Origin of the sequence: Pseudoalteromonas sp. SR41-4, assembly GCF_014163985.1 — a bacterium.
In the GTDB taxonomy this organism is placed as follows: domain Bacteria; phylum Pseudomonadota; class Gammaproteobacteria; order Enterobacterales; family Alteromonadaceae; genus Pseudoalteromonas; species Pseudoalteromonas rhizosphaerae.
This window is the reverse complement of the sequence record NZ_JACJEI010000005.1, coordinates 183,892-205,124: the sequence shown is the minus strand read 5'-3', so window position 1 is coordinate 205,124 and position 21,233 is coordinate 183,892. Positions and strand designations below refer to the sequence as shown.

Sequence of the window (21,233 nt, the reverse complement as noted above, 5' to 3'; positions counted from 1 at the left end):
TATGACACTCAACGATTTTTTAAGCCGTCTGGCTAATGAGCCACACACCATTGCATTTGCCGATACGATGGCAGTGATTGAAGCAAACTATACTTTTACAGCCTGCGCATTCAATAACCACGGCTTAAAAAGTGCCGTTGGTGAAAATAATGGCTCATGTAAAATTTTTGCTTTTGCTAAACTAAACCAACTAAGTAAACAAAATACTCTAGATTGCTTTGGCGCGTTTTATCGTGATGATGTACTTGGCAATCCTAATGAGCACGATCACATGAACATTCGCACATTTATGTTAGCACCAGAAGTAACCCCCTTCTTGGGCATTACTTTTGATGGCGAACCATTAACAGCTAACTAAGTGATTTTTCCATAAAGTAGCGGGTGCCAGAGCGAGGATAATTATCGAGTTGATATTTAACTTCATAACCACGATGTTCATAAAATGGTTTAGCTTGAAAATCTAAAGTATCAAGCTGAACTTGCAGCGCACCTAACTGCTTACCCTTTAATTCGATCGCGCTAAGTAACTTACTAGCTAGGCCTTGACCGCGTGCTTTTTCATCACACCAAAGCCAATTTATTTGTAACCAGTTACCAAATAATTGAGCAGCTACAGCCGCCACCACTTGCTGATTTTCATCAACAAATTTACACCCCAATGGCAGTCTTTGTGCATCAAAGTGAGCTTGATTATAAGCAACTATTTGCTCACGCAATAACTGTTCTAATACCTGTGAATCATCATTTTCAAACTGATACATGGTCGCTTTTTACCAAGTTAAAAGGTCAGTTTAAATGACTAACAAGTTAATATAAATGATTTTTACCGTAAGGCACCTCAAGCATATTACTGCCCACTTTTTCACTCTGGCCACACATTTCATCGTATGCGCTGGTATGACGCAATACCATTTGCGCATAACTAAGGTGGTCGAGTCGTTTTTGAATATGCAATGGGCTTAAGCCACGAATAAACTCCCCCTGCTCATCCGTTACATAATACTCAACATTGTTGATCATCACCGACACTTGGTATAAAGCCATTTCCAATGAGTGAACAATAACTTTTTGCAAAGGCTGATGGTTTTTAAGTTCTGATAATTTTATCGCCATGGTGAAACCCTTTTTACAGTGGATTAAGTTATCTGTACGTTGCTTTGATATACTTTGATCAATTTAAACCGAAGCGACTTAATTTATGAGCGAGAAAACTCGTCTAGCTAAATACCTTGCCCATGCTGGCGTTTGTTCTCGTAAACAAGCCTCGCGGCTGATTGATGAAGGTGTGGTGAGCGTAAATAACCGCCCAGCCAATCATATTGATCACGTTGATGATAACGACGATATACGCGTCAATAACACGCGCGTACAAGGTAAAGCAACGCGCGTTTATTATGCCTATCACAAACCGGTAGGAATTGATTGTAAACTCAATCAACATGACCCTAGCAGCTTAATTCACCATCTACCAACAAACACCCGCGTATACCCCATTGGCAGGCTAGATAAAGATTCTCGTGGTCTGTTAATACTGACTAATGATGGTGAATTTTGTAATCAGCTGATCCATCCTGACTTCCACCAGCCAAAACGTTATTTAGTCACTGTTGATAAACCGCTTAATGATGGCTTTAGCCAAAAAATGGCAAATGGTGTGCCTGTTGATAAACATATCACACTGCCATGCACCGTGGAGAAAGTAGCCGACTGCCAATTTAGTATTATTTTAAAGCAAGGGCTGAATCGCCAAATCCGAAAAATGGCCCATTACTGTGGCTATAAAGTGATTGATCTTTACCGAGAACAAATTGCCGAGCTTAATTTGGCCACCCTAAGCCTGCCAGAAAATACCTATCGTAAAATAAATAAATCTGACATTTTAAAAAACTAATTATTTTTATATAAAATAGTTGCAAAGTTTGATTACAGGTGTAATCTTAAGTTAAAGATTACACCTGTAGGCAATATATATGATTGAATTATCAAAAGCAGAATTTGAAGTGCTCGATGCACTTTGGCTGAACTACCCTGCTACAGCAAGCCAAATTATCGAGCGTTTAAGCGATGATAAACAATGGCACGAAAAAACCATTAAAACCTTACTCGGTCGGTTAGTAAAAAAAGGCGCACTCAGCTTTGAAAAAGATGGCCGCCAGTATATTTACACTCCTTGCATGGAACGCGCTGAATACACGCTAAAAGAAAGTCAAAATTTTATTGAGCGTTTTTTTAGTGGCCGTATCGCGCCGTTAGTCAGCGGTTTTGCTAAATCTGAGCAACTTTCTCAACAAGACATCAACGAACTTAAAAAGGTGATTGATGACTGGGAAAAACAGCAAAAGTAAGGGTTTAATATGTTAGAAAACACCTTTAACTGGCTTCTTGAGCAGCAACTATTAATCAGCTTACTGATACTCAGTTTGCTGGTTTTAGAACGCTATTCACTAAAATGGCTCAATGCTAACTTTGTCTATAAGTTATGGCTAATGTTACCAATCACATTACTGCTAGCAAATATGCCAGAGCATTTTAAGCCGCTGCCAAACAACGTCATTAGCACTATGCTGATCAGCCCCAAGCAAGGTTTTTCAACAACGATTAGTATTAGTTGGGTACTAGTTTATAGCGCTATATTTAGCATACTGGCGTTAACTGCCATCGTGGTACACCTGCGGTTTATCAACCAATTACGATTAACCAATCTTGATGATAAAGTGCTGATTGACGCACATCCCGACATGCAACTATTACAAAGTAGCGCCGTTAGTACACCAATGGTTATAGGGCTATTCAGTAATCAGCTAGTCCTACCAACCGCCTATACACAACACATTGATAGCAATGCGTTAACGCTGATCATTGAACATGAAAAAGTACATATAAAACGCGCCGATAATTTATTTAATGCGCTGGCATTAATGGCCACATTGCTGATTTGGTTTAATCCACTGGCTTGGCTTGGCTACATGAACTTTAGACGCTTGCAAGAGCTGTCGTGCGACGAAAAAGTACTGACCAATAAAACTACTCAACAACGCATTTTATACAGTAAAGCTCTGATCAACTGTGCAGCAAATAGCCGTGCAGGGTTAATAGCTTACTCACACTATGGAGATAAAAACACGATGTTACAACGACTCAATCAAATCAAACACACCGGCAATAGCTCAATGATTGCCAAAGGCGCTTTACTTATTTTTGCAGCGGGTATGATCAGCAGCTTTGCTATCGCAAAACAACCAGAAGCAATAAGTAAGGTGCAAGCTATTTCACCCATCATGCGTATTGAGCCTCTTTACCCGATACAGGCAGCTGAACAAGGTATAAGCGGTTCAGTAGTATTAAAATACGATATTAGCCCAGCCGGAAAGACACAAAATGTGTCGGTTGTGAATGCCAAACCTGAAAGAGTATTCGATAAAGAGGCAAAAAAAGCGCTAATGCAATGGCAATATAAGCCTTCAAATTCAGGCTTTAAAGATGTATTGGTACAGTTAGACTTTGCAATTGACAGTAATTACAAATCAGAAGAACTGATTGAAAAGGTGACTGTTGCGGCTAAGTAAATTTTAACAACCAAGACCCTAAAGCAAGCGCCTTATTGAAGCCGCTTGCTTTAGCGTTTTAAAAAACAAAGCTTATACCAATCGACTTAAATATTTAACCATTCTAGCGAGCTAAATAAAGCGCTAACTGCGTTATAATTTTTTCAAGTAGAACAACTACATGTCAAAATTTACGCCTTGTTATCACTGTATTTATCTGTCGCTATAAATGGTCAGTAACTTAACACGATTGGTATTACAAGCACACAACAATCATAGCGACTGCAGCAGCTAAACCAACCAGCCATGATAAAGAACGCAGTACGTCTAAATTTAGATAGTAAAAAGCACAATATAGAACGCGGGCAATAATATGAGTAATGGCTAATAGCTCAGTAACTTGGTGAACATTATTGGTGCCCAGCACGGTGGCTAACGCTACAGCAAACACGGCCAATGATTCAAAACAATTTTGATGTGCCGCCAGCGCCCTTGCGCCAAATCCGGTGAGCTTAGACTGTTGCTCTCTTGGCTGCTTATTATCGTAGCCATCGAGCTTGTTCATTGCAAATGCCACGGGGGCCTTGGCAAAGTAAGGCATCAGTACAGCAAGTAGTGCGCAAATAAGTAATATCGTCATCGTTACTCCTAATCATAGTTTTCATTAACTTAGCACAGCTAAACTGATCGCGTAATTGACTTGAGTAATAAAAAAGCCGCAATGACTTATATGAAATAAATACAAGGCATTGCGACTAACAATAACATCGCGATAACTATAGCCCAAAAAGTTGGATTTGCAGCTGTGGCATATTGTCGCAGCAAAGATATTTTCATTTTATGGAATCTTAGTTCGCTTTAGAGCCCTGGCACTGGTAACTTATCCGCCTCTGTGAATTGCTGTTTTTTCATTATGACTTGGATCTTTTTAACTATTTTAGCCGCTTTTATGCAGTCGTGGCGCAACGCTTTACAAAGTAAACTAAGTGCGCATGTGAGTGTTGCAGGCGTCACCTTAGCGCGCTTTATACTTGCAAGCCCACTTGCTTTGGCATACCTCATTTCATTATATCTCTATCAAGATGCTCCCTTGCCCACCTTCAACCTAGCTTTTATTAGCTACATTGTCGGCGCGAGCATAGTGCAAATTATTGCAACAGGATTAATGGTGACGTTATTTAAAATGAATAACTTTGCTGTTGGTGCTGGTCTTGCAAAAAGTGAAGCTCTCGTTGCGGCTATACTAGGAGTATTATTTTTTGGCGCGACGCTATCTTTATTAGGCTGGCTTGGCGTGTTTATTGGCTCAATTGCAGTATTACTATTAAGTGGAATTGCTAACATTAAGCACTTTAGCTTAAAAACAGCCTTACTAGGCTTGGCCTGTGGGACAGCATTTGCACTTTCCTCATCATGGATACGCGAAGCAAGCCTAAACTCAGGTCTGTCGTTTCCTTATTCCGCAGCATGGGTTTTACTGCTTATTATCAGCCTGCAAACTATCATGCTATGTGGTTATATTACAGTAAGGGAACGCTCAACATTTCGCGCTATGTGGAACCATAAAAAAACCACCAGTGCGGTGAGTTTTTTTAGCTGCATAGGCTCGATTGGTTGGTTTAGTGCGATGAGTTTACAGCATGTTGCCTATGTCAAAACCTTAGGGCAAGTAGAAGTATTTTTTACAATCTTGATCTCAGTTTTATGGCTCAAGCAGCCTTTAAAACGTCAAGATACCGCAGGGCTGGTGTTAATTGCTATAGCCGCAGTATTAGTCATGTTACCTTCGATATAAACAACAAAGGCGGCTCACTGCAACGTGGCCGCCTTTCGATTTTTTAATTCACTGAATTAATGGCTGATTTTCAATGTGATAACGCCGCTAATAATCATTAATACACCGGCAATACGGCCGAATGTTGCTGCATCATTATAAAATAGTATCCCTACTAAAAATGTTCCTGCCGCGCCAATACCTGTCCACACAGCGTAGGAAGTCCCCATCGAAATATCACGCTGTGCCAGCCATAACATAAAACCACTGGCGACCATAAACGCCACTGCAATGCCAATACCTAACCAGCGATTTTCACCCTCTTGCGACATTTTTAATCCTACAGGCCAGCCAATTTCCAGCAAGCCTGCAATAATTAAATAAATCCACGCCATTAATTTTCTCTCTTTTTCAATATTACATCGTACAGATCTTCACGACGATCTTTTAAGTTACGCACCGTGCCTTCACTGTGCAGAACTTTTAATTTATCCATATCTAAATCACTAAATAACAGCATTTCAGTATTGGGGGTTGCTTCATTAAGCGTAGCATCATGAGGGAACGAAAAATCAGACGGTGTTAATACCGCTGATTGTGAATACTGCACATCAAGACTTTCAACTTCTGGTAAGTTACCTACCGATCCGGCAATAACCACGTAGCATTCGTTTTCAATGGCCCGCGCCTGCGCGCAGTGGCGTACTCGTAAATAACTATTTTTGGTGTCGGTCCAAAATGGCACAAACAGAATATCGAGACCTTGTTTTGCTAAAATACGTGACAATTCAGGAAATTCAACATCGTAACAAATTTGAATACCCACGCGTCCAGCATCAGTATCAAATACCGCAATTTTGTCACCACCTTGAATCACCCAGTCATTTTGTTCATGAGGCGTGATATGAATTTTACGTTGTTCGTCAATTTTACCACTGCGATGGCATAAATAACTGACATTATAGATTTTATCGCCTTCAGCAAGCGGCATTGAGCCGGTGATAATATTCGCATTATACTCAATCGCCATACGCGACATCGCATCACGAAAAGTCTCCGTGTATTCGGCTAAATAACGAATAGCCTCGGTCTGATTTCTTTGCTCTGTAAGCCCCATTAGTGGCGCATTAAAAAACTCCGGAAAAAGAATAAAATCACTTTTGTAATCAGACACTGTGTCTACAAAATATTCGACCTGCGTGAGCATTTCTTCAACCGACTCAACACTGCGCATTTGCCATTGCACTGCGCCTACTCGCACTATCGACTTCGTTGATTCAAGTACCGTGTCGGTCGGTTCAAACATAATGTTATTCCACTCAAGTAGCGTGGCATAACCCACCGAATTTTGATCTTCCGGTAAATACTTTTTAAGTAAGCGTTTAACCTGGAAATCATTCGACAATTGAAAACTTAAAATTGGATCATACAGCTCTTTATGATCGACTTTGGCAATATATTCTGTTGGACTCATGTCACTGCTATGATTGTAATAACGCGGAATACGTCCGCCCGCCAAAATAGCCCGCAGATTATACTGACGACATAATTCTTTACGCGCATCATAAAGCCTGCGCCCTAAACGCATACCACGATGAGTAGGCGAAATAACCACATCTAAGCCATACAGCGCATCACCATCGGGGTCACTAAATACCCGGTCATGGCCGTCAACAATATCTTCATAGGTGTGCGGATTAGAAAAGCGCGTGTAATCAACTTGCACACTCAACGCAATCCCTACCAGCACGCCATCATCCACCATGCCCAACTGCCCTTCAGGGAACTGGTCAATCAGTCTAAATATAGTATGGCTTGGCCATGCACCACCTAAATCTGGATAAGCCTGATCCATCAAAGTTTTTACTTGTGGATACTGCTCTTTAGTTAAATTACAAATCTCAAGATGGGTTTTTTCTGCCGACATACACAACTCCTTTAGGCGTAGGACATTAAATTTGATAGTTCAATACGCGCATAATACGTGATCAGCTCTGAACGCTTGCTTAGTGCAGCATACCTAGCGCTGGTTTATTTTTAAGATAGCACCAACAACAGTGTTGAAGTAAGTATAAGTAGGTATAAATTTTTAGTTTTACACCTCTTTGCTCAGCTAACATTAACGCTGGTTTAGCGGTTTTCGACCTAAAGCTTAGGTTAATTGCACTTTATAAGAGTAAAAGTAATGGCCGAAATCAAGCGGCCACTACCTCAAAACAAGGTGGCTTTACTCATTTAAAGCTCATTTGCAGGTAATATTGTGATCTCATGCATTAGTGTTTGCGGTAATAGCGGCGTTGGTTTTGCAGCTACGTAGTCATCAAATCCTGCGCGATAAAATGGCGATAGTGGATGACCTGACTGGCCACCGGGAATGGCCATTATGGCGTTTTCTAAATGCCCAGGTTGAGCAATAAATCGCTGTGACGCACCAAAACTACGCCCCTGCACTGCTGGCATATAACTGTCGCCAAATCCTGGCGCTGTCGGCATATTTAATAATTTACTTAGTTGTGGTATTTGCTGTGCGAATGGATGCTCAATAACCAATTCATTAACTGTCCCCCACTGCCAACCTTTTAAGTTACTGCCAAACTCTTTACTTAAATTACTGACAACTTGACTAAATGAATCAGTTAATTGTGCATCCCAATCAGCAAATTGTGGATTTAACCAGCTATCTGGTTGCTGTTCAATAAGCTGCCATATTGCCGGCTCTAAATCACGTTTAACATACTTTAATGAACCGCCCTGAGCCTGTAAATTTGCTTGCATAGCCGTAAATACACTATTGATAACTTCATCACGATAACGCCTAACCAGCGTGTAGCCTATTGACGTTGCACAGGCGCAACCTTGCCAGTTATCTAACTCTTTTATGTACTGCTGATTAGCCGAACTATTTCTATTAAGCTGTTGCAGCAATAAGCTATGCCACGGTTGTAAAAAGCGCGCCTGATTATCATGCTGCAACTGGTTAAAATTAGCTTCATTAAAATGTTGCTTTTCATACAATCTATCACGAATTTGACTCGATCGTGCTCCCAAGGCATAACCACCATTACCAAAACGCTGGTCATCCAAAGCCGATACAACGCGAGAGTTCCCAGTCCATAAACGGCCATCAACAGGATTTTTAACTTCCGGCCTTTGCTGTTCATTATGCTGCCAAAGTGTTGAGTAGTCATTTTCCTGAACAGCTAGTTCACTGGGCTTAATACGCCCTGGAATGGCTCCCATATTTTTCCAACCCGCATTGCCTTGGCTATCTACCACCATTAAGTTTTGTACTGGAATACCCACTTCACTGGCAATCAGCAGCGCGTCATCGACAGTTGTTGCTTGTTCTAATTTCAATAAATCCATATCGACTGCATAAGGTTGATGGCCAACCCAGCTAAGCGCATAAGGCTTGCCATTTATTTCTCGCACTGGACCATACTCACTCAATGTCAGCTTATATTCTTCAATTGACCCATCGGGTAGTGCTATTTGCTCAACTTCTTGCCATGTTTTACTGTTATCAGTTAATGCTACCCAATCGGCAGTATCGAGGTAACCATTAGTAAATCCCCACGCAATATTGTTATTAGTTCCCACCACAATTGCTGGTGCGCCAGGCAAGGAAACCCCTGTCACTTGGCTCACTTTTCCTGACATTGCATAGTTAAGTTGCGCACGATACCAAATAACCGGCACCGCCATCGACAAGTGCATATCATCCGACAGCATCCCAGCACCTGTGGTAGTTAACTGCCCAGTCACCGCCCAGTTATTACTACCACGTTCTTGATTTGCATCAATCCTGAGTAAAGCTTGTAAGGTTTGCTTAGGAAATTCAGGAATAGTTAAATTATAAGGTGCGAGTGTGCTGCCATCTAAAGCCGCTTGATATTGACTGGGTTGAGTTAAAAAACTGACCATTTCTGGGCCATAAATATCGGCAATTTGAATTAACGCTTGGTCACGTTCAAAGGTCGCCGTTTGTAAATCTAAGTACATACTGTAAATCACTAACAAACTGTCTTCACTGCGCCAAGGCTTTTTCTCAGCGCCTGTTAGTAAATATTCAAAACTGCTAAAACCTACCTGTGCTAAGCCTTCGTTAACGCCAGCGGCATAACTTGTTAATAATGCTTGATCTGCTTGAGGCAATTGCTCAACTATCGCAGCGCTGCGTTTTCGTAACTGGTGGAAGCGCATTTTTTTATCCAAACCTAATGCTGCTTTACCAAACAGTTCACTCAATTCACCTGCAGCATTACGGCGCAACAAATCCATTTGAAAAAATCGGTCTTGACCATGTGCGAAACCTAAACCATACGCAGCATCAAGGCGGTTCTCAGCTGAAATAACTGCTTGACCCAGTTGGTCTCGGGAGATTTTTACCGCTTGGCTGACGTGGTTACTACGCCCATTACCATCAAGCGCCGGTAAGCTAATTGACAGTACACCATAAATAACTGCTGTTGCAGCCAATCCTAAAATTACGATTGCTAACACCAACCACTTGATAATTTTAAACATGAACCAGTCCTTTCACTCTTAATTAGCTCTATCATAACCATAGTTTTATGAAAAATAATGCGCTTAGTTCGTTTTTAGATAAAATAAATCACTGTAGCAACAACCAGCTTATATGAAGTTATTCTTAATACTTTCCCCACATAACGTGCGGTTATTTAAATAAAAAACAAATAGCTCAATTGATCGGACTATTTTTATTTCCGTGATAAATTGACTATAGTTGAACAGCCAAATATTAAAAGCACAAGTCGCTAATGCCATTGTTAAAAACAGATGATCACAAACAAGTCTACAAATTTAAACTGATATTTTGGTGCTCGCTCGTTTTTATTTTATTAATCAGTTTAGTGCTTGATCAGATCAGTTATAAACGTGCCCAAGAATCTCATCGACTATTAATTTTATCTGAAGTGAGTAGCTACCGTACTCAACTTGAATCAACATTAGTATCGAATATTCAATTGGTGCGTGGTTTAGCTGTTGCAGTTGCTGCAGAGCCTAATTTAGATCAACAACGTTTTGCCCAAATTGCCGCGCCATTATTCGACACCTCATCTGAATTACGTAATATCGGTGGTGCACCTAATATGGTGATCCGCATGACTTACCCATTGGCAGGCAATGAAAAAGCCATAGGGCTAAACTTTTTAGATAACAAAGCACAACGTGCAGATGCAATTCGTGCGCGTGATAACAATGAAATAGTTATGGCAGGCCCACTTACATTAGTGCAAGGTGGCGAAGCATTAATTGCCCGAGTCCCTGTGTACCTTCCCCCTGACAAGCATTTTTGGGGACTGCTCTCGGTGGTACTCGACATAGACAAAATATATAAAAGAGCGGGTATCTACGAACTAGAAGAAGACTATGATGTTGCCATTCAAGGACGCAATGGCTTGGGTCTAAAGGGAGAGTTTTTCCGCGGTAAAGCGGATATTTTAGAGCGAAACCCTCTGGCGTTTACTTTAACCTTTCAAGGTGGCGAGTGGGAAATTTTTGTTACTCCTAAAGTCGGTTGGGCACCTCCAAATTCTGCGATTTGGCCGCTGAGATTAGCAATATTTACTATTTGCGGGCTATTAATTTTAGCTTTCTTATTATTCTTAAAAATGCTCAACCGCCAGCTAAGAAATGAAAAAATGCTATTGACAATGAGTAGTCTTGCAAAAATTGGCGCTTGGTCATTTAACCTTGAAACACAACAAGTATATTGGTCAGATATGACCAAAAACATTTTCAAATATCCACTAGACGAACAACCTGATTGGCCAACGAACTTTTCTTACTTTAAAGAAGGCGAAAGCCGTGACACGATAAAAAAGCTCGTTGAGCGAGCAATTAAATATGGTGAAAGTTACGAAGTTGAGCTCGAAGTTATCGATTCTAAAGGTAATGCTTTATGGGTGTTAGTGCATGGTGAGGCCGAAATCCGTAATGGCCGCTGTATTAAGATTTTTGGCTCTTTACAAGATATAAACGTCCGTAAATGCATTGAATTAGAAAGCAGTAAAACCGCTTTGCACAATGAGGTACTCGCCTCACTTACCGTTAATAACGCTGTGTTGACTGGTAATTTAAAACAAGCAAAAGATATTATTACACAATCAATTTGCGATGCATTTAATGTTGAACGTGCCAGTATATGGCTGTTCAATGATGCAAGAGATCAACTGCAATCATTTGCCCATCATGGTAAACACACCCCAAATAACACTGCGTTACCAGCATGGCAGCAAACTGAGTTAAATGATTTTTTTACAGCGATTGATAACCAAGCTGTGATCCGCGCCTCAAATGCACTGAGCAATAAATTTACAGCCCCGCTTACAGCGCTCTATTTAGCCCCTTTCGACATAAAATCAATGCTTTGTGTATCTATCCCTACAGGAAGCGGGGCGATTGGTATTGTTTGTGCTGAGCATTGTCAGTATCCGCGGGTATGGTCGCGTAACGAAGAAAGCTTTTTAATTGCCGTTGCCGCTTTAATTGGCAGTTTATATTCTAGCGAGCAACGTATAGAAACCGAGCAACAATTAGTCACAGCAAAAGAAGCAGCGGAACAAGCTGTAACCGCTAAAGGTGAGTTTTTAGCGAGCATGAGCCACGAAATTCGCACCCCGATGAACGGTGTGCTCGGGATGCTTAATATTGTGCAACAGACTAAGTTAGATCCTCAGCAAGCGCATCATATTGAATTAGCACAATCATCAGCGCAATCGCTGCTTAATATAATTAACGATATTCTGGATTTTTCAAAAATTGAAGCTGGTAAATTAAATATCGAAAAGATTGCTTTTAATTTACCGAAATTACTCGGTGAAGTGGTCGAGTCATTTGCCCTTAAAGTAGAGCAACATAATACTAAACTGATTTTAGATGCCACTAAAATTAATGTAAATAAGATTGTTAGTGACCCAAATAGGCTTCGCCAAATTATTAATAATTTACTCGGTAATGCCGTTAAATTTACTCATAATGGTGAAATTATCGTGAGCGCAAACTTAAAAAACACCACTAACGGGACTTTTTTAGATTGCTCAATTATTGATACCGGTATTGGTATTAAAGCCGACAAACAAGCTTCGTTATTTGATTCTTTCACTCAAGCCGATACCTCAACTACTCGCCAATATGGCGGCACAGGCTTGGGCCTGGCGATTGTTAAGCAGCTGTGTAATTTGATGGATGGAGAAATCAATGTCACGAGTGTTTATGGCCAAGGCAGTACATTTACTTTTTCCATTAAAGTACAGCCGCTACTGGGTAAAGAACAAGACTTACCGAGTCATTTAATTACAAACAAACATATTTTAATTGTCGATACTTGTCCGTTAAATAGCTCAATTGCGCAAAAACAACTGAATGTGTGGGGGGCACGTGCGCATATCCTCAAAAACTACCTAGCTTTGAGTTACTATCTCAATTCTAGCGATGAATTGATTGATGCTGTGCTGCTTGATTATAGCTTTTTTCAGCAAGCCGACGCCGCTGCAATTAATACATTGAAAACTTACCTAAGCAAGCATCACGTAAAACTGATCCTTATGGCACCAATGAGTTTCTCACAAGAAGCACATGCAAACTTGCCAATCGAAGCCGATTGCATGATTTTTAAACCACTAACGCCTTCGGACTTGTTTGATTCTTTGGCGAATGAAAAATTTATCGAGCAACAACAAAATAACAATGCACTACCAGCAAGTATTGCAATCAACAATACACACTTTGTAAATCAAGACAAAATCCTGCTGGTAGAAGACAATAAAGTAAATCAAGTCGTAGCCTGTGCATTACTAAAACAAGCAGGCATAAGTTTTGATATCGCTGAAAATGGTCTGGAAGCTATTGAAAAACTAAAAAACAAAACCACAGAACCATACAAGCTATTGTTAATGGACTGCCAGATGCCAGAAATGGATGGTTACCAAGCAACTAAGGCAATCCGTAATGGGGATGCGGGTGAATACTACAAAAACGTAACTATTATTGCGTTAACCGCAAATGCTATGCAAGGCGATAGAGATAAATGCCTCAGTGCAGGAATGACTGATTACCTAACCAAACCACTCGATTTTGATGCGCTTAATCCGAAACTGCAACAATGGCTTGGTAAACAATAAAGGTGTAAGCTAAGGCATAACAAAAAGAAGGATTTATTATGCAACTCACTGCTATTGAACAACGTGTGATCGGCTGCCTACTTGAAAAACAAAGCACCACACCAGAGCATTACCCGCTGTCACTAAATGCATTGACCAATGCGTGCAATCAAAAATCGAACCGAGAGCCAGTGCTCACGCTCAGCGAAACTGAAGTACAAGAGGCGCTAGACTCGCTAGTTTCCCAGCGGTTAGTTACATTAGACGAAGGGTTATCTGGACGCGTAACTAAGTTCGCACATCGCTTTTGCAATACTGAATTTGGTAATTTACAGTTAACGGAGCAACAGCGCGCTATTATTTGTTTAATGCTGCTACGTGGCCCACAAACCCCTGGTGAATTAAGAACACGCAGTAATCGGCTCGCTGAGTTTAATAATGTTGCTGAAGTTGAGTCGGCATTAAATGCCTTGATGACTGCCGAACATGTGACTAAACACCCACGAGAACCCGGCAAACGTGAAAGCCGTTACAGCCATTTATTTGCTGATCCACAAAGTGCTGTTGCAGTAGAACCACCTGAATTGCCAGCACTCAAAGCTGACGAGTTGAATGAGTTACTTGCTGAAATTGATGAGCTAAAAGCTGAATTACAAAAAATTAAGCTACATTTAGGGCTTTAAATTAAACCCTTTGAATTAGATAATAATTCCAATTACATTAAATAGAGATCATGCTTTTAAGCTAATTGGTATAACCATGACAACCAGTAATATTATTAGGAGAGCTCAGCATGCGCGCTGAAATAGTGGCAGAAATGAAAGTCCAGCCAAATATAGACGTCAACAACGAGATCACACGCCGCGTAAACTTTATAAAAAACCGTTTAGTGGCAGCACATTCACGCTCTTTAGTGCTGGGGATTAGTGGCGGTGTAGATTCATCTACCTGTGGTCGCTTATGCCAACTCGCCGTTAACGAATTAAATGCGCAGCAACAAACCGAAAAGTATCAATTTATTGCGGTTCGCTTACCGTATGGTGTGCAAGCTGATGAAGCTGAAGCGCAATTGGCTGTTGATTTTATTCAACCAAATAAACGCCTAACAGTGAATATAAAACCCGCAGCAGACGGCATGCATGAGCAAGCATTAGCGGCAGTAGTAGGTTGCGGTGATGCACTGCCGGAACAAGCACAAATTGATTTTATTAAAGGTAATGTGAAAGCCCGCCAACGCATGGTCGCGCAGTATGAAATTGCCGGACTGTGCCAAGGCCTCGTTGTTGGTACTGATCATAGCGCCGAGAACATTACTGGCTTTTATACTAAATTTGGTGATGGCGCATGCGACTTAGCGCCATTATTTGGCTTATCAAAACGCCAAGTACGCGCATTAGCCAAGCAGTTAGGTGCACCCGATTTACTCGTTAATAAAGCGCCAACCGCCGACCTAGAGTGTGATCGCCCAGGCCTTACTGATGAAGAAGCCCTTGGTTTAAGCTATGAACAAATTGATGACTTTTTAGAAGGCAAAGAAGTCAGTGACGAGGTAAGTGAAAAACTCATCGCAATTTATCTACGCACTCAACATAAACGCCAAGCTATTCCAACCATTTACGACGTTCTTTAGGCTGTCATAAGTTCATAAACCGTAAATGACACTTCTAGGGCAATTAACAATAAGAAAAATGTGATTAATTGCCCGCTTTTCACTTTAGCACAAACATAAGCCCCTAACGGTGCTCCGACCACAACCACTGGAATAGCCGCTAATAAATACGACTGTATTTCGCTACTTAAGCTATTGAAGAACCATACGTTAGCAATGCTTGCCACTACAGACGTTATTGCCATGATAATCACCGAGGTTGCAGTCGCTTTTTGAATATTAGCGTTGCAGGCGATAATCAATAACGCAAAAATAGCAATGTCAGCTCCCGAACCAACTAAGCCAGATGCAACTCCTCCAATAACAGCAACTAATGCAACTGTAAATGTACTAACGTGTATATCGGTTTGACTACATACATGTTGCACCCTGCAGTAAATACGCCATAAAAGAGTTAATGCGAAGCATATTAAAAGTACGCTAAAGACTCCTTTAACCACCAGTCTTGGTAATTGATCGGCAATAAAAGTAAGGCTTAGTAATACGCCAACTAATGCAGCAGGAGCTGCGATTAATACCACTTGGCGATAATATGGAATACCAGTAAAAATAATGGTTAATGCGGCCGCACTCATACCAAAACTTTGAATCGCTAACGAGAATACTTTTGCGGTTACAGGATCTATTGCCAGTAACTTAGTCATCACAGGAAATGCTACTGCGCCACCACCAAGTGCAGTGCCACCAGCAACAAAAGACCCAAAAGCCATAGTCACAGCAATGCTAAACTCTGCGATAACACTTTGTAGCGCGGCATTTGCGCCTTGCCAAGCAATTAATGAACAATACACGCCAGCAACAAATAACCAGGGGATCATACGCAGTTTATGGATCGGTTTAGGTGGTGATTGCATAGTTACGGATCATAAATTGAAGTTTTATTATTATGCCTGACAATCATCGCAGAGCAAATGATCGCAACTGTTCGTTACGGCGTACAAACAGATTGTTATATTGGTGCAATATCTTTGCAGTAAAGATGAAATAGTTCTGTAATTTAGTTTATAGTTGTTAGTAAACACATGGTAATCAAGCTCATCGCATTAAAAAACCTAAGGATTTGTATTTAGTTATGACATCGCCCATTTTAATAACAGGTGCCGGCCAACGTATTGGTTTAGCACTGGCAAAACATTTTATAGCCCAAGGGCAAGCTATTATCGTTACTTACCGAACTCGCCATCCCGCTATTGATGAATTATCTGGCCATGGTGCTGTATGTGTTTACGCAGACTTTAGCACTGACAACGGCATTAATGAGTTTGTCAGTCAATTAAAGCTGCACACAAATAGCTTAAAGGCGGTGATCCACAATGCATCGAGTTGGGACTGCGAAGCGAATAATCCAGATAGCAGTACGCTATTTGATAACATGATGCGTATCCATGCAAAAGCACCTTACTTAATTAACTTAGCGCTTAGCGAGTTACTGTTAAATTTTCAGCAACAGCAGCAACACCCTGCTGATATCATTCATTTAACTGATTATGTTGTTGAAAAAGGAAGTCCAAAGCATATCGCATATGCCGCAAGTAAAGCCGCCTTAGAAAATATGACAAAATCATTTGCAGCTAAGTTTGCCCCGAATATTAAAGTGAACGCTATCGCCCCTTCATTAATTATTTTTAATGATCACGATAGCGATGAGTACCGAGAAAAAACCCTTAAAAAATCATTAATGGGCATCGAGCCCGGTTGTCGCGAAATTATAAACAGCGTCGATTTATTGCTTAGCAGCCATTACATCACGGGACGTTCTTTACCCGTAGATGGTGGCAGACATTTAAAATAACGGATTAATCGAGAAATTTATGCACGATCAATTAAAAAATAGTTACCACGAAATTATTACTGCTGTAGGTGAAGATCCACAACGTGAAGGCCTATTAGACACGCCAAAACGCGCCGCCAAAGCGATGGAATATTTGACCAAAGGCTATCGTCAAACATTAGAAGAAATTACCAATAATGCGGTATTTACTTCTGATGCAGATGACATGGTTTTAATTCAAGATATAGAGCTTTATTCGATGTGTGAACATCATTTATTACCATTTGTAGGGCGCTGTCATATTGCTTATATTCCTAACGGTAAGGTGCTGGGTTTATCGAAATTTGCGCGTATTGTTGATATGTTTGCACGCCGCTTTCAAATTCAAGAACAACTGACTCATCAAATCGCTAAAGCGGTTGAAGAAGTCACCGGTGCTAAAGGCGTTGGTGTAATAGTGGAAGCAAAACATATGTGTATGATGATGCGTGGGGTTGAAAAACAAAACTCAAGTATGCGTACGTCGGTAATGCTAGGTAACTTCAGAGCCGATCCAAAAACCCGCAATGAATTTTTACAACTTGTAAAAGGCTAATCCTATGGCCAATGCAATTATCCATGTAACTAACTTACGGCTGCGCACTTTTATTGGCTTTAATCCCGATGAACGTGAGAAAAAGCAGGATGTAGTGATCAATTTAGAAATTCACTATCCTGCTGAGCAAGCCTGTGAAACGGATCAAGTTGAACAAGCACTTAATTATAAAGTGATCACCAAAGAAGTGATTAGTATTGTTGAGCAAGGTCACTTTTTATTGCTTGAAAAACTAGTGGCAGAAATACTCAGTGTTTGCCATAGCCATAGCAGCGTGAATTATGCAAAAGTGCGAGTTGATAAACCTCACGCTTTGCGTTTTGCAGATTCAGTATCGCTAACACTCGATTGGAGTAAAGCTTAAAGCAACTTATCCAGCCCAACGGCAAAGGCTAGTACAAGCAAATAACGTGCGCCTTTGCCAAGGGTAACCAGCCATAAAAATGTCCACCAGCGCACTTTAAAAATGCCTCCTACAACTGTTAGCGGATCACCAATAATTGGTAGCCATGCCAACAACAGGCTATAAACACCATACTTTTCAAAGCGCTCTGCAGCCTTATCGATACTTGCCTGTGACACGGGAAACCATTTCCGATCCTTAAAACGTATGACTTGCGTGCCTAACCAGTAATTAACGCAACTACCTAGTACGTTACCAACTGTGGCACTGAGCCATAACAACCAAAGTAAATATTCTCCTTTGGTCACCATTGCTGTGAGTACCACTTCTGATGAGCTTGGCAATAATGTTGCCGAAATAAACGCAGTAAAGAACAGAGTTAAATAAGCCATCTAAGCCTTTATTAATACATATAAAAAACCCAGCATTTGCTGGGTTTGATAAAAATGAAGAGTAGTTTATTTTATCAATTGTAAGCTAAATGGGTAGTTAAACTCTTTACCGTCATTAGTTTTGATTGCGCCAATCACCACCATAATAAACGAGAAAATAGCGACTATAGGTAATAGAATTACTCCGATAACTGCAAACATCAAAATCAAACACACTATATATGCTATGAACATAGTGATTTGAAAGTTAAGCGATTTACGCCCATGTTCAGCCACTAATGGCATTTCGTCTTTTTTTATTAACCAGACAATCAGCGGACCGATGATACTACCCATAGGTATAATAAATCCGGCTAATGCGCTTAAATGACATAACATCGCCCACATACGCTCATCTTTACTCGTTATAACTGGTTCAACCTGTTGATTATCTTCCATTACCATCTCCTTATTTCGTTAATACCTATATGCTGACCTTTTTCAGTCTTAATGTCTAGATTTTAATCAGCGTCGTCGATACTGCTAAGCTCGAGCAAGTGTGCAAAACCACAACACTTAATTTAGACAAAAAATTAAGGCGTAACCTAAGTCACGCCTTAATTGTAAAACACTAAAATCAGTTATTACTTTTTAATACCAGCTAAATCTAAGATAAATGCATAATTTAGAGCTGTATCTTGAAGGCTTTTAAAACGCCCAGATGCGCCACCATGGCCTGCTTCCATATCAATTTTAAACAGTAATTTATTATCATCGGTTTTAAACTCACGTAATTTTGCAACCCATTTTGCTGGTTCAAAATATTGCACTTGAGAATCATGCAAACCTGTGGTGACCAACATATTTGGATACGCTTGTTTACTCACTTGATCGTACGGTGAGTAAGACAGCATATAATCATAATATAGTTTGTCATTTGGGTTGCCCCACTCGCCGTACTCGTTGGTTGTTAATGGTAAGCTCGCATCTAACATAGTGGTCACTACATCAACAAATGGCACAGCCGCAACCATCCCCTGATAAAGCTCTGGTGCTTGGTTTGCCACGGCGCCCATTAATAAGCCGCCCGCACTGCCGCCCATCGCGAATATTTTATCTTGCGCACCATACTGCTGGGTAACTAAGCCTTTGGTTACATCAACAAAGTCATTAAAAGTATTCTTTTTATTGAGTAGCTTGCCATCTTCATACCAAGGACGACCAAGCATCTGCGAGCCACGAATATGCGCGATAGCAAATACAAAGCCTCGATCAAGTAAACTCAAACGGCTACTAGAAAAACTTGGATCCATGGTTGCCCCATACGACCCATAGCCATATTGTAACAATGGATTAGTGCCATCTTTTTTGAATTTATCTTTGCGATAAACTAAACTCACCGGTACTTTTACGCCATCTCGCGCAGTAATAAATAGTCGCTCCGATGCATAATTATCGGCATTAAAATCACCGATCACTTGTTGCTGTTTTAACAGTGTTTTCGTTGTGCTATTCAAATCGATATCATACGATGAACCAGGCGTCGTCATACTGGCATAATATACTCGTAAGCTTTCGCTATCTAATTCATTATTACCATATGTACTGACCATATAACTGCTGTCATTAAAGCTCAGCTGCTGTTCATCACCCGACTTTAAGTTGCGTATCGTTAAACGAGATTGCCCCATTTCACGCTCTTTATACACTAAATGGTCAGTGAACAAATCGATGCCTTCAAGCTTAATATCATCACGCGCAGCGATCAGTGTTTGCCAATTCGCTTTGTCGTGCGCTTTATCTTTATCCACCGTCATTAGCTGAAAGTTTACTGCGTTAAGGTTAGTGACTATGTAATAAGTATCACCGAGTTTAGCAATATCATATTCTAGGTTTTCTTCACGTTCAATTAAGCGCTTTGGCTGTGCCTTGACGTCATTAGCATCAATTACCGACACACCTGAAGCGTTAGTACTGCCATGCCAAATATAAATTTCTTGTTTGTCTTTACTCTTACCAAGGCCAGTGTAATAACTTGTGTTAGTCTCTTCGTACACTAACTCATCTTGTGCTTGTGACGTACCTAAGGTATGGCGATAAACCTGATAACCTAGCAATGTCTGTAAGTCTTTTTTAATGTAATAAAAAGTTTTATTATCATTCGCCCAGACGATATCACCATCTGTCCCTTCGAGCTTATCTTCTAGTAATTTACCGGTCTTTAAATCTTTCACTAAAATAGAGTAGATTCGTCGACTTACCGTGTCTTCACCATATGCTAATAAGTGACCATTTGGGCTGACAGATAAACCTGTTGCCGCGAAATAGTCATGGCCTTTTGCCAACTCATTTACATCTAATATAACGTGTTGATCAGTGCCCTTATCATCGCTACTGCGAACATAAGTCGGGTATTCATTATCCCCTCGCGTTTGCGATGAATAATAATAATCGCCACTTTTAGTTGGCACGGAGTCATCATCTTTTTGAATGCGCCCTTTTAACTCTTCAAACAAAGTAGTTTGTAAAGCTTTAGTATGCTTTAGCATCGCATCAGTATAGGTATTTTCTGCATTAAGGTGTGCTATGACAGCTGCATCTTTTCGTTCATCGTCACGCATCCAATAGTAATTATCGGTGCGCGTATCACCATGAATAGTCATTTCGAAAGGGATCTTATTGGCTACCGGTGCAGTTACATTAACCACTGCAGCTTCACTCTGTACAGCCTCGGATTTTATATTATTTTGTTCTGGAGCTTTATTACAGCCCGCTAAAATAGCTAACGACAAAGCCGCTAACGCAAATGATTGACGTGTTTTCATAGTATTCCCTAGAGTTATTATTATTCCACTACTAGCAATATATCTAACTAGCTGTTGATTACCTATATTAGTTTGTAAAGCAATGTAAAAAGGGAGCCTAAGCTCCCTTTGTTTGATTAACTTTGCTCGTTAATCACTGATAATTAAAATGACT

21 protein-coding genes are annotated in these 21,233 nt (G+C 40.5%); 11 read left to right on the top strand and 10 right to left on the bottom strand.

The genetic code is table 11. The features are described 5' to 3' along the window. Position 1: 1 nt before the first annotated feature. Positions 2-358: a HopJ type III effector protein gene (locus H5180_RS06170; RefSeq protein WP_145239960.1), complete on the top strand. Its 357-nt coding sequence runs from the start codon at positions 2-4 to the stop codon at positions 356-358. Here the strand turns inward: H5180_RS06170 and H5180_RS06165 are convergent. Next, positions 351-761 (bottom strand): N-acetyltransferase, encoded by a 411-nt coding sequence (locus tag H5180_RS06165; protein WP_145239962.1) that lies wholly within the window; start codon positions 759-761, stop codon positions 351-353. The genes H5180_RS06170 and H5180_RS06165 overlap by 8 nt on opposite strands. Positions 762-807: 46 nt before the next feature. Beyond that, a complete protein-coding gene (locus tag H5180_RS06160; protein ID WP_145239964.1) occupies positions 808-1,113 on the bottom strand; it encodes a DUF6482 family protein in 306 nt (101 codons plus the stop codon). Between the two features lie 85 nt (positions 1,114-1,198). Here H5180_RS06160 and H5180_RS06155 point away from each other — a divergent pair, with 85 nt between their 5' ends. From H5180_RS06155 to H5180_RS06145, 3 genes are all read left to right on the top strand, one after another. Further along, positions 1,199-1,891, top strand: a complete 693-nt coding sequence (locus H5180_RS06155; RefSeq protein ID WP_182757908.1) for a pseudouridine synthase — start codon at positions 1,199-1,201, stop codon at positions 1,889-1,891. A 79-nt stretch (positions 1,892-1,970) separates the two neighbouring features. Further along, on the top strand, positions 1,971-2,345 hold the full coding sequence (locus H5180_RS06150; protein ID WP_145239968.1) for a BlaI/MecI/CopY family transcriptional regulator: 375 nt from the start codon (positions 1,971-1,973) through the stop codon (positions 2,343-2,345). A gap of 9 nt (positions 2,346-2,354) precedes the next feature. Then, positions 2,355-3,566, top strand: coding sequence for a TonB family protein (locus tag H5180_RS06145; RefSeq protein ID WP_145239970.1), 1,212 nt, complete (start codon positions 2,355-2,357; stop codon positions 3,564-3,566). 235 nt (positions 3,567-3,801) lie between these two features. On the opposite strand, the gene H5180_RS06140 is transcribed toward H5180_RS06145, so the two are convergent. After that, positions 3,802-4,185, bottom strand: a complete 384-nt coding sequence (locus tag H5180_RS06140; RefSeq protein ID WP_145239972.1) for an MAPEG family protein — start codon at positions 4,183-4,185, stop codon at positions 3,802-3,804. 273 nt (positions 4,186-4,458) lie between these two features. On the opposite strand from H5180_RS06140, the gene H5180_RS06135 reads away from it, so the two are divergent. Further along, complete coding sequence (locus tag H5180_RS06135; RefSeq protein ID WP_145239974.1) at positions 4,459-5,340, top strand: DMT family transporter; 882 nt, start codon at positions 4,459-4,461, stop codon at positions 5,338-5,340. Positions 5,341-5,396: 56 nt separating this feature from the next. Here H5180_RS06135 and H5180_RS06130 read toward each other — a convergent pair whose 3' ends face one another. The 3 genes from H5180_RS06130 to H5180_RS06120 all read right to left on the bottom strand — a co-directional run bounded on the left by H5180_RS06130 (position 5,397) and on the right by H5180_RS06120 (position 9,846). Continuing rightward, positions 5,397-5,714 (bottom strand): multidrug efflux SMR transporter, encoded by a 318-nt coding sequence (locus tag H5180_RS06130; protein WP_087531228.1) that lies wholly within the window; start codon positions 5,712-5,714, stop codon positions 5,397-5,399. Continuing rightward, positions 5,714-7,246 (bottom strand): bifunctional GNAT family N-acetyltransferase/carbon-nitrogen hydrolase family protein, encoded by a 1,533-nt coding sequence (locus H5180_RS06125; RefSeq protein WP_145239976.1) that lies wholly within the window; start codon positions 7,244-7,246, stop codon positions 5,714-5,716. Before H5180_RS06125 ends, H5180_RS06130 begins: the two co-directional genes overlap by 1 nt. A gap of 308 nt (positions 7,247-7,554) precedes the next feature. After that, positions 7,555-9,846 carry a penicillin acylase family protein gene (locus H5180_RS06120; RefSeq protein WP_182757907.1) on the bottom strand — a complete coding sequence of 764 codons (2,292 nt, stop codon included), beginning with the start codon at positions 9,844-9,846 and terminating at the stop codon, positions 7,555-7,557. A gap of 254 nt (positions 9,847-10,100) precedes the next feature. On the opposite strand from H5180_RS06120, the gene H5180_RS06115 reads away from it, so the two are divergent. From H5180_RS06115 to nadE, 3 genes are all read left to right on the top strand, one after another. Next, positions 10,101-13,466 carry an ATP-binding protein gene (locus H5180_RS06115; protein WP_145239980.1) on the top strand — a complete coding sequence of 1,122 codons (3,366 nt, stop codon included), beginning with the start codon at positions 10,101-10,103 and terminating at the stop codon, positions 13,464-13,466. Positions 13,467-13,504: 38 nt separating this feature from the next. Beyond that, positions 13,505-14,128, top strand: coding sequence for a YceH family protein (locus H5180_RS06110; RefSeq protein WP_145239982.1), 624 nt, complete (start codon positions 13,505-13,507; stop codon positions 14,126-14,128). Positions 14,129-14,238: 110 nt separating this feature from the next. Further along, on the top strand, positions 14,239-15,075 hold the full coding sequence (gene nadE / locus H5180_RS06105) for an ammonia-dependent NAD(+) synthetase (protein WP_145239984.1): 837 nt from the start codon (positions 14,239-14,241) through the stop codon (positions 15,073-15,075). Here the strand turns inward: nadE and H5180_RS06100 are convergent. Next, a complete protein-coding gene (locus H5180_RS06100) occupies positions 15,072-15,968 on the bottom strand; it encodes a sulfite exporter TauE/SafE family protein (RefSeq protein ID WP_182757906.1) in 897 nt (298 codons plus the stop codon). The genes nadE and H5180_RS06100 overlap by 4 nt on opposite strands. A gap of 218 nt (positions 15,969-16,186) precedes the next feature. Here H5180_RS06100 and folM point away from each other — a divergent pair, with 218 nt between their 5' ends. Genes folM through folX form a run of 3 tightly spaced genes read left to right on the top strand, consistent with a single transcriptional unit; the run spans position 16,187 to position 17,844 of the window. Then, positions 16,187-16,906 carry a dihydromonapterin reductase gene (folM, locus tag H5180_RS06095; protein ID WP_145239986.1) on the top strand — a complete coding sequence of 240 codons (720 nt, stop codon included), beginning with the start codon at positions 16,187-16,189 and terminating at the stop codon, positions 16,904-16,906. A gap of 19 nt (positions 16,907-16,925) precedes the next feature. Further along, a complete protein-coding gene (folE, locus tag H5180_RS06090; protein ID WP_145239988.1) occupies positions 16,926-17,480 on the top strand; it encodes a GTP cyclohydrolase I FolE in 555 nt (184 codons plus the stop codon). Between the two features lie 4 nt (positions 17,481-17,484). Beyond that, positions 17,485-17,844, top strand: coding sequence for a dihydroneopterin triphosphate 2'-epimerase (gene folX / locus H5180_RS06085; RefSeq protein WP_145239990.1), 360 nt, complete (start codon positions 17,485-17,487; stop codon positions 17,842-17,844). Here folX and H5180_RS06080 read toward each other — a convergent pair. The 3 genes from H5180_RS06080 to H5180_RS06070 all read right to left on the bottom strand — a co-directional run bounded on the left by H5180_RS06080 (position 17,841) and on the right by H5180_RS06070 (position 21,079). Next, positions 17,841-18,275, bottom strand: a complete 435-nt coding sequence (locus H5180_RS06080; protein WP_145239992.1) for a YqaA family protein — start codon at positions 18,273-18,275, stop codon at positions 17,841-17,843. The genes folX and H5180_RS06080 overlap by 4 nt on opposite strands. Before the next feature lie 66 nt (positions 18,276-18,341). Then, positions 18,342-18,713, bottom strand: a complete 372-nt coding sequence (locus H5180_RS06075) for a DUF4870 domain-containing protein (protein ID WP_145239994.1) — start codon at positions 18,711-18,713, stop codon at positions 18,342-18,344. A 185-nt stretch (positions 18,714-18,898) separates the two neighbouring features. Beyond that, positions 18,899-21,079: a S9 family peptidase gene (locus H5180_RS06070; protein ID WP_145239996.1), complete on the bottom strand. Its 2,181-nt coding sequence runs from the start codon at positions 21,077-21,079 to the stop codon at positions 18,899-18,901. Positions 21,080-21,233: the final 154 nt, after the last annotated feature.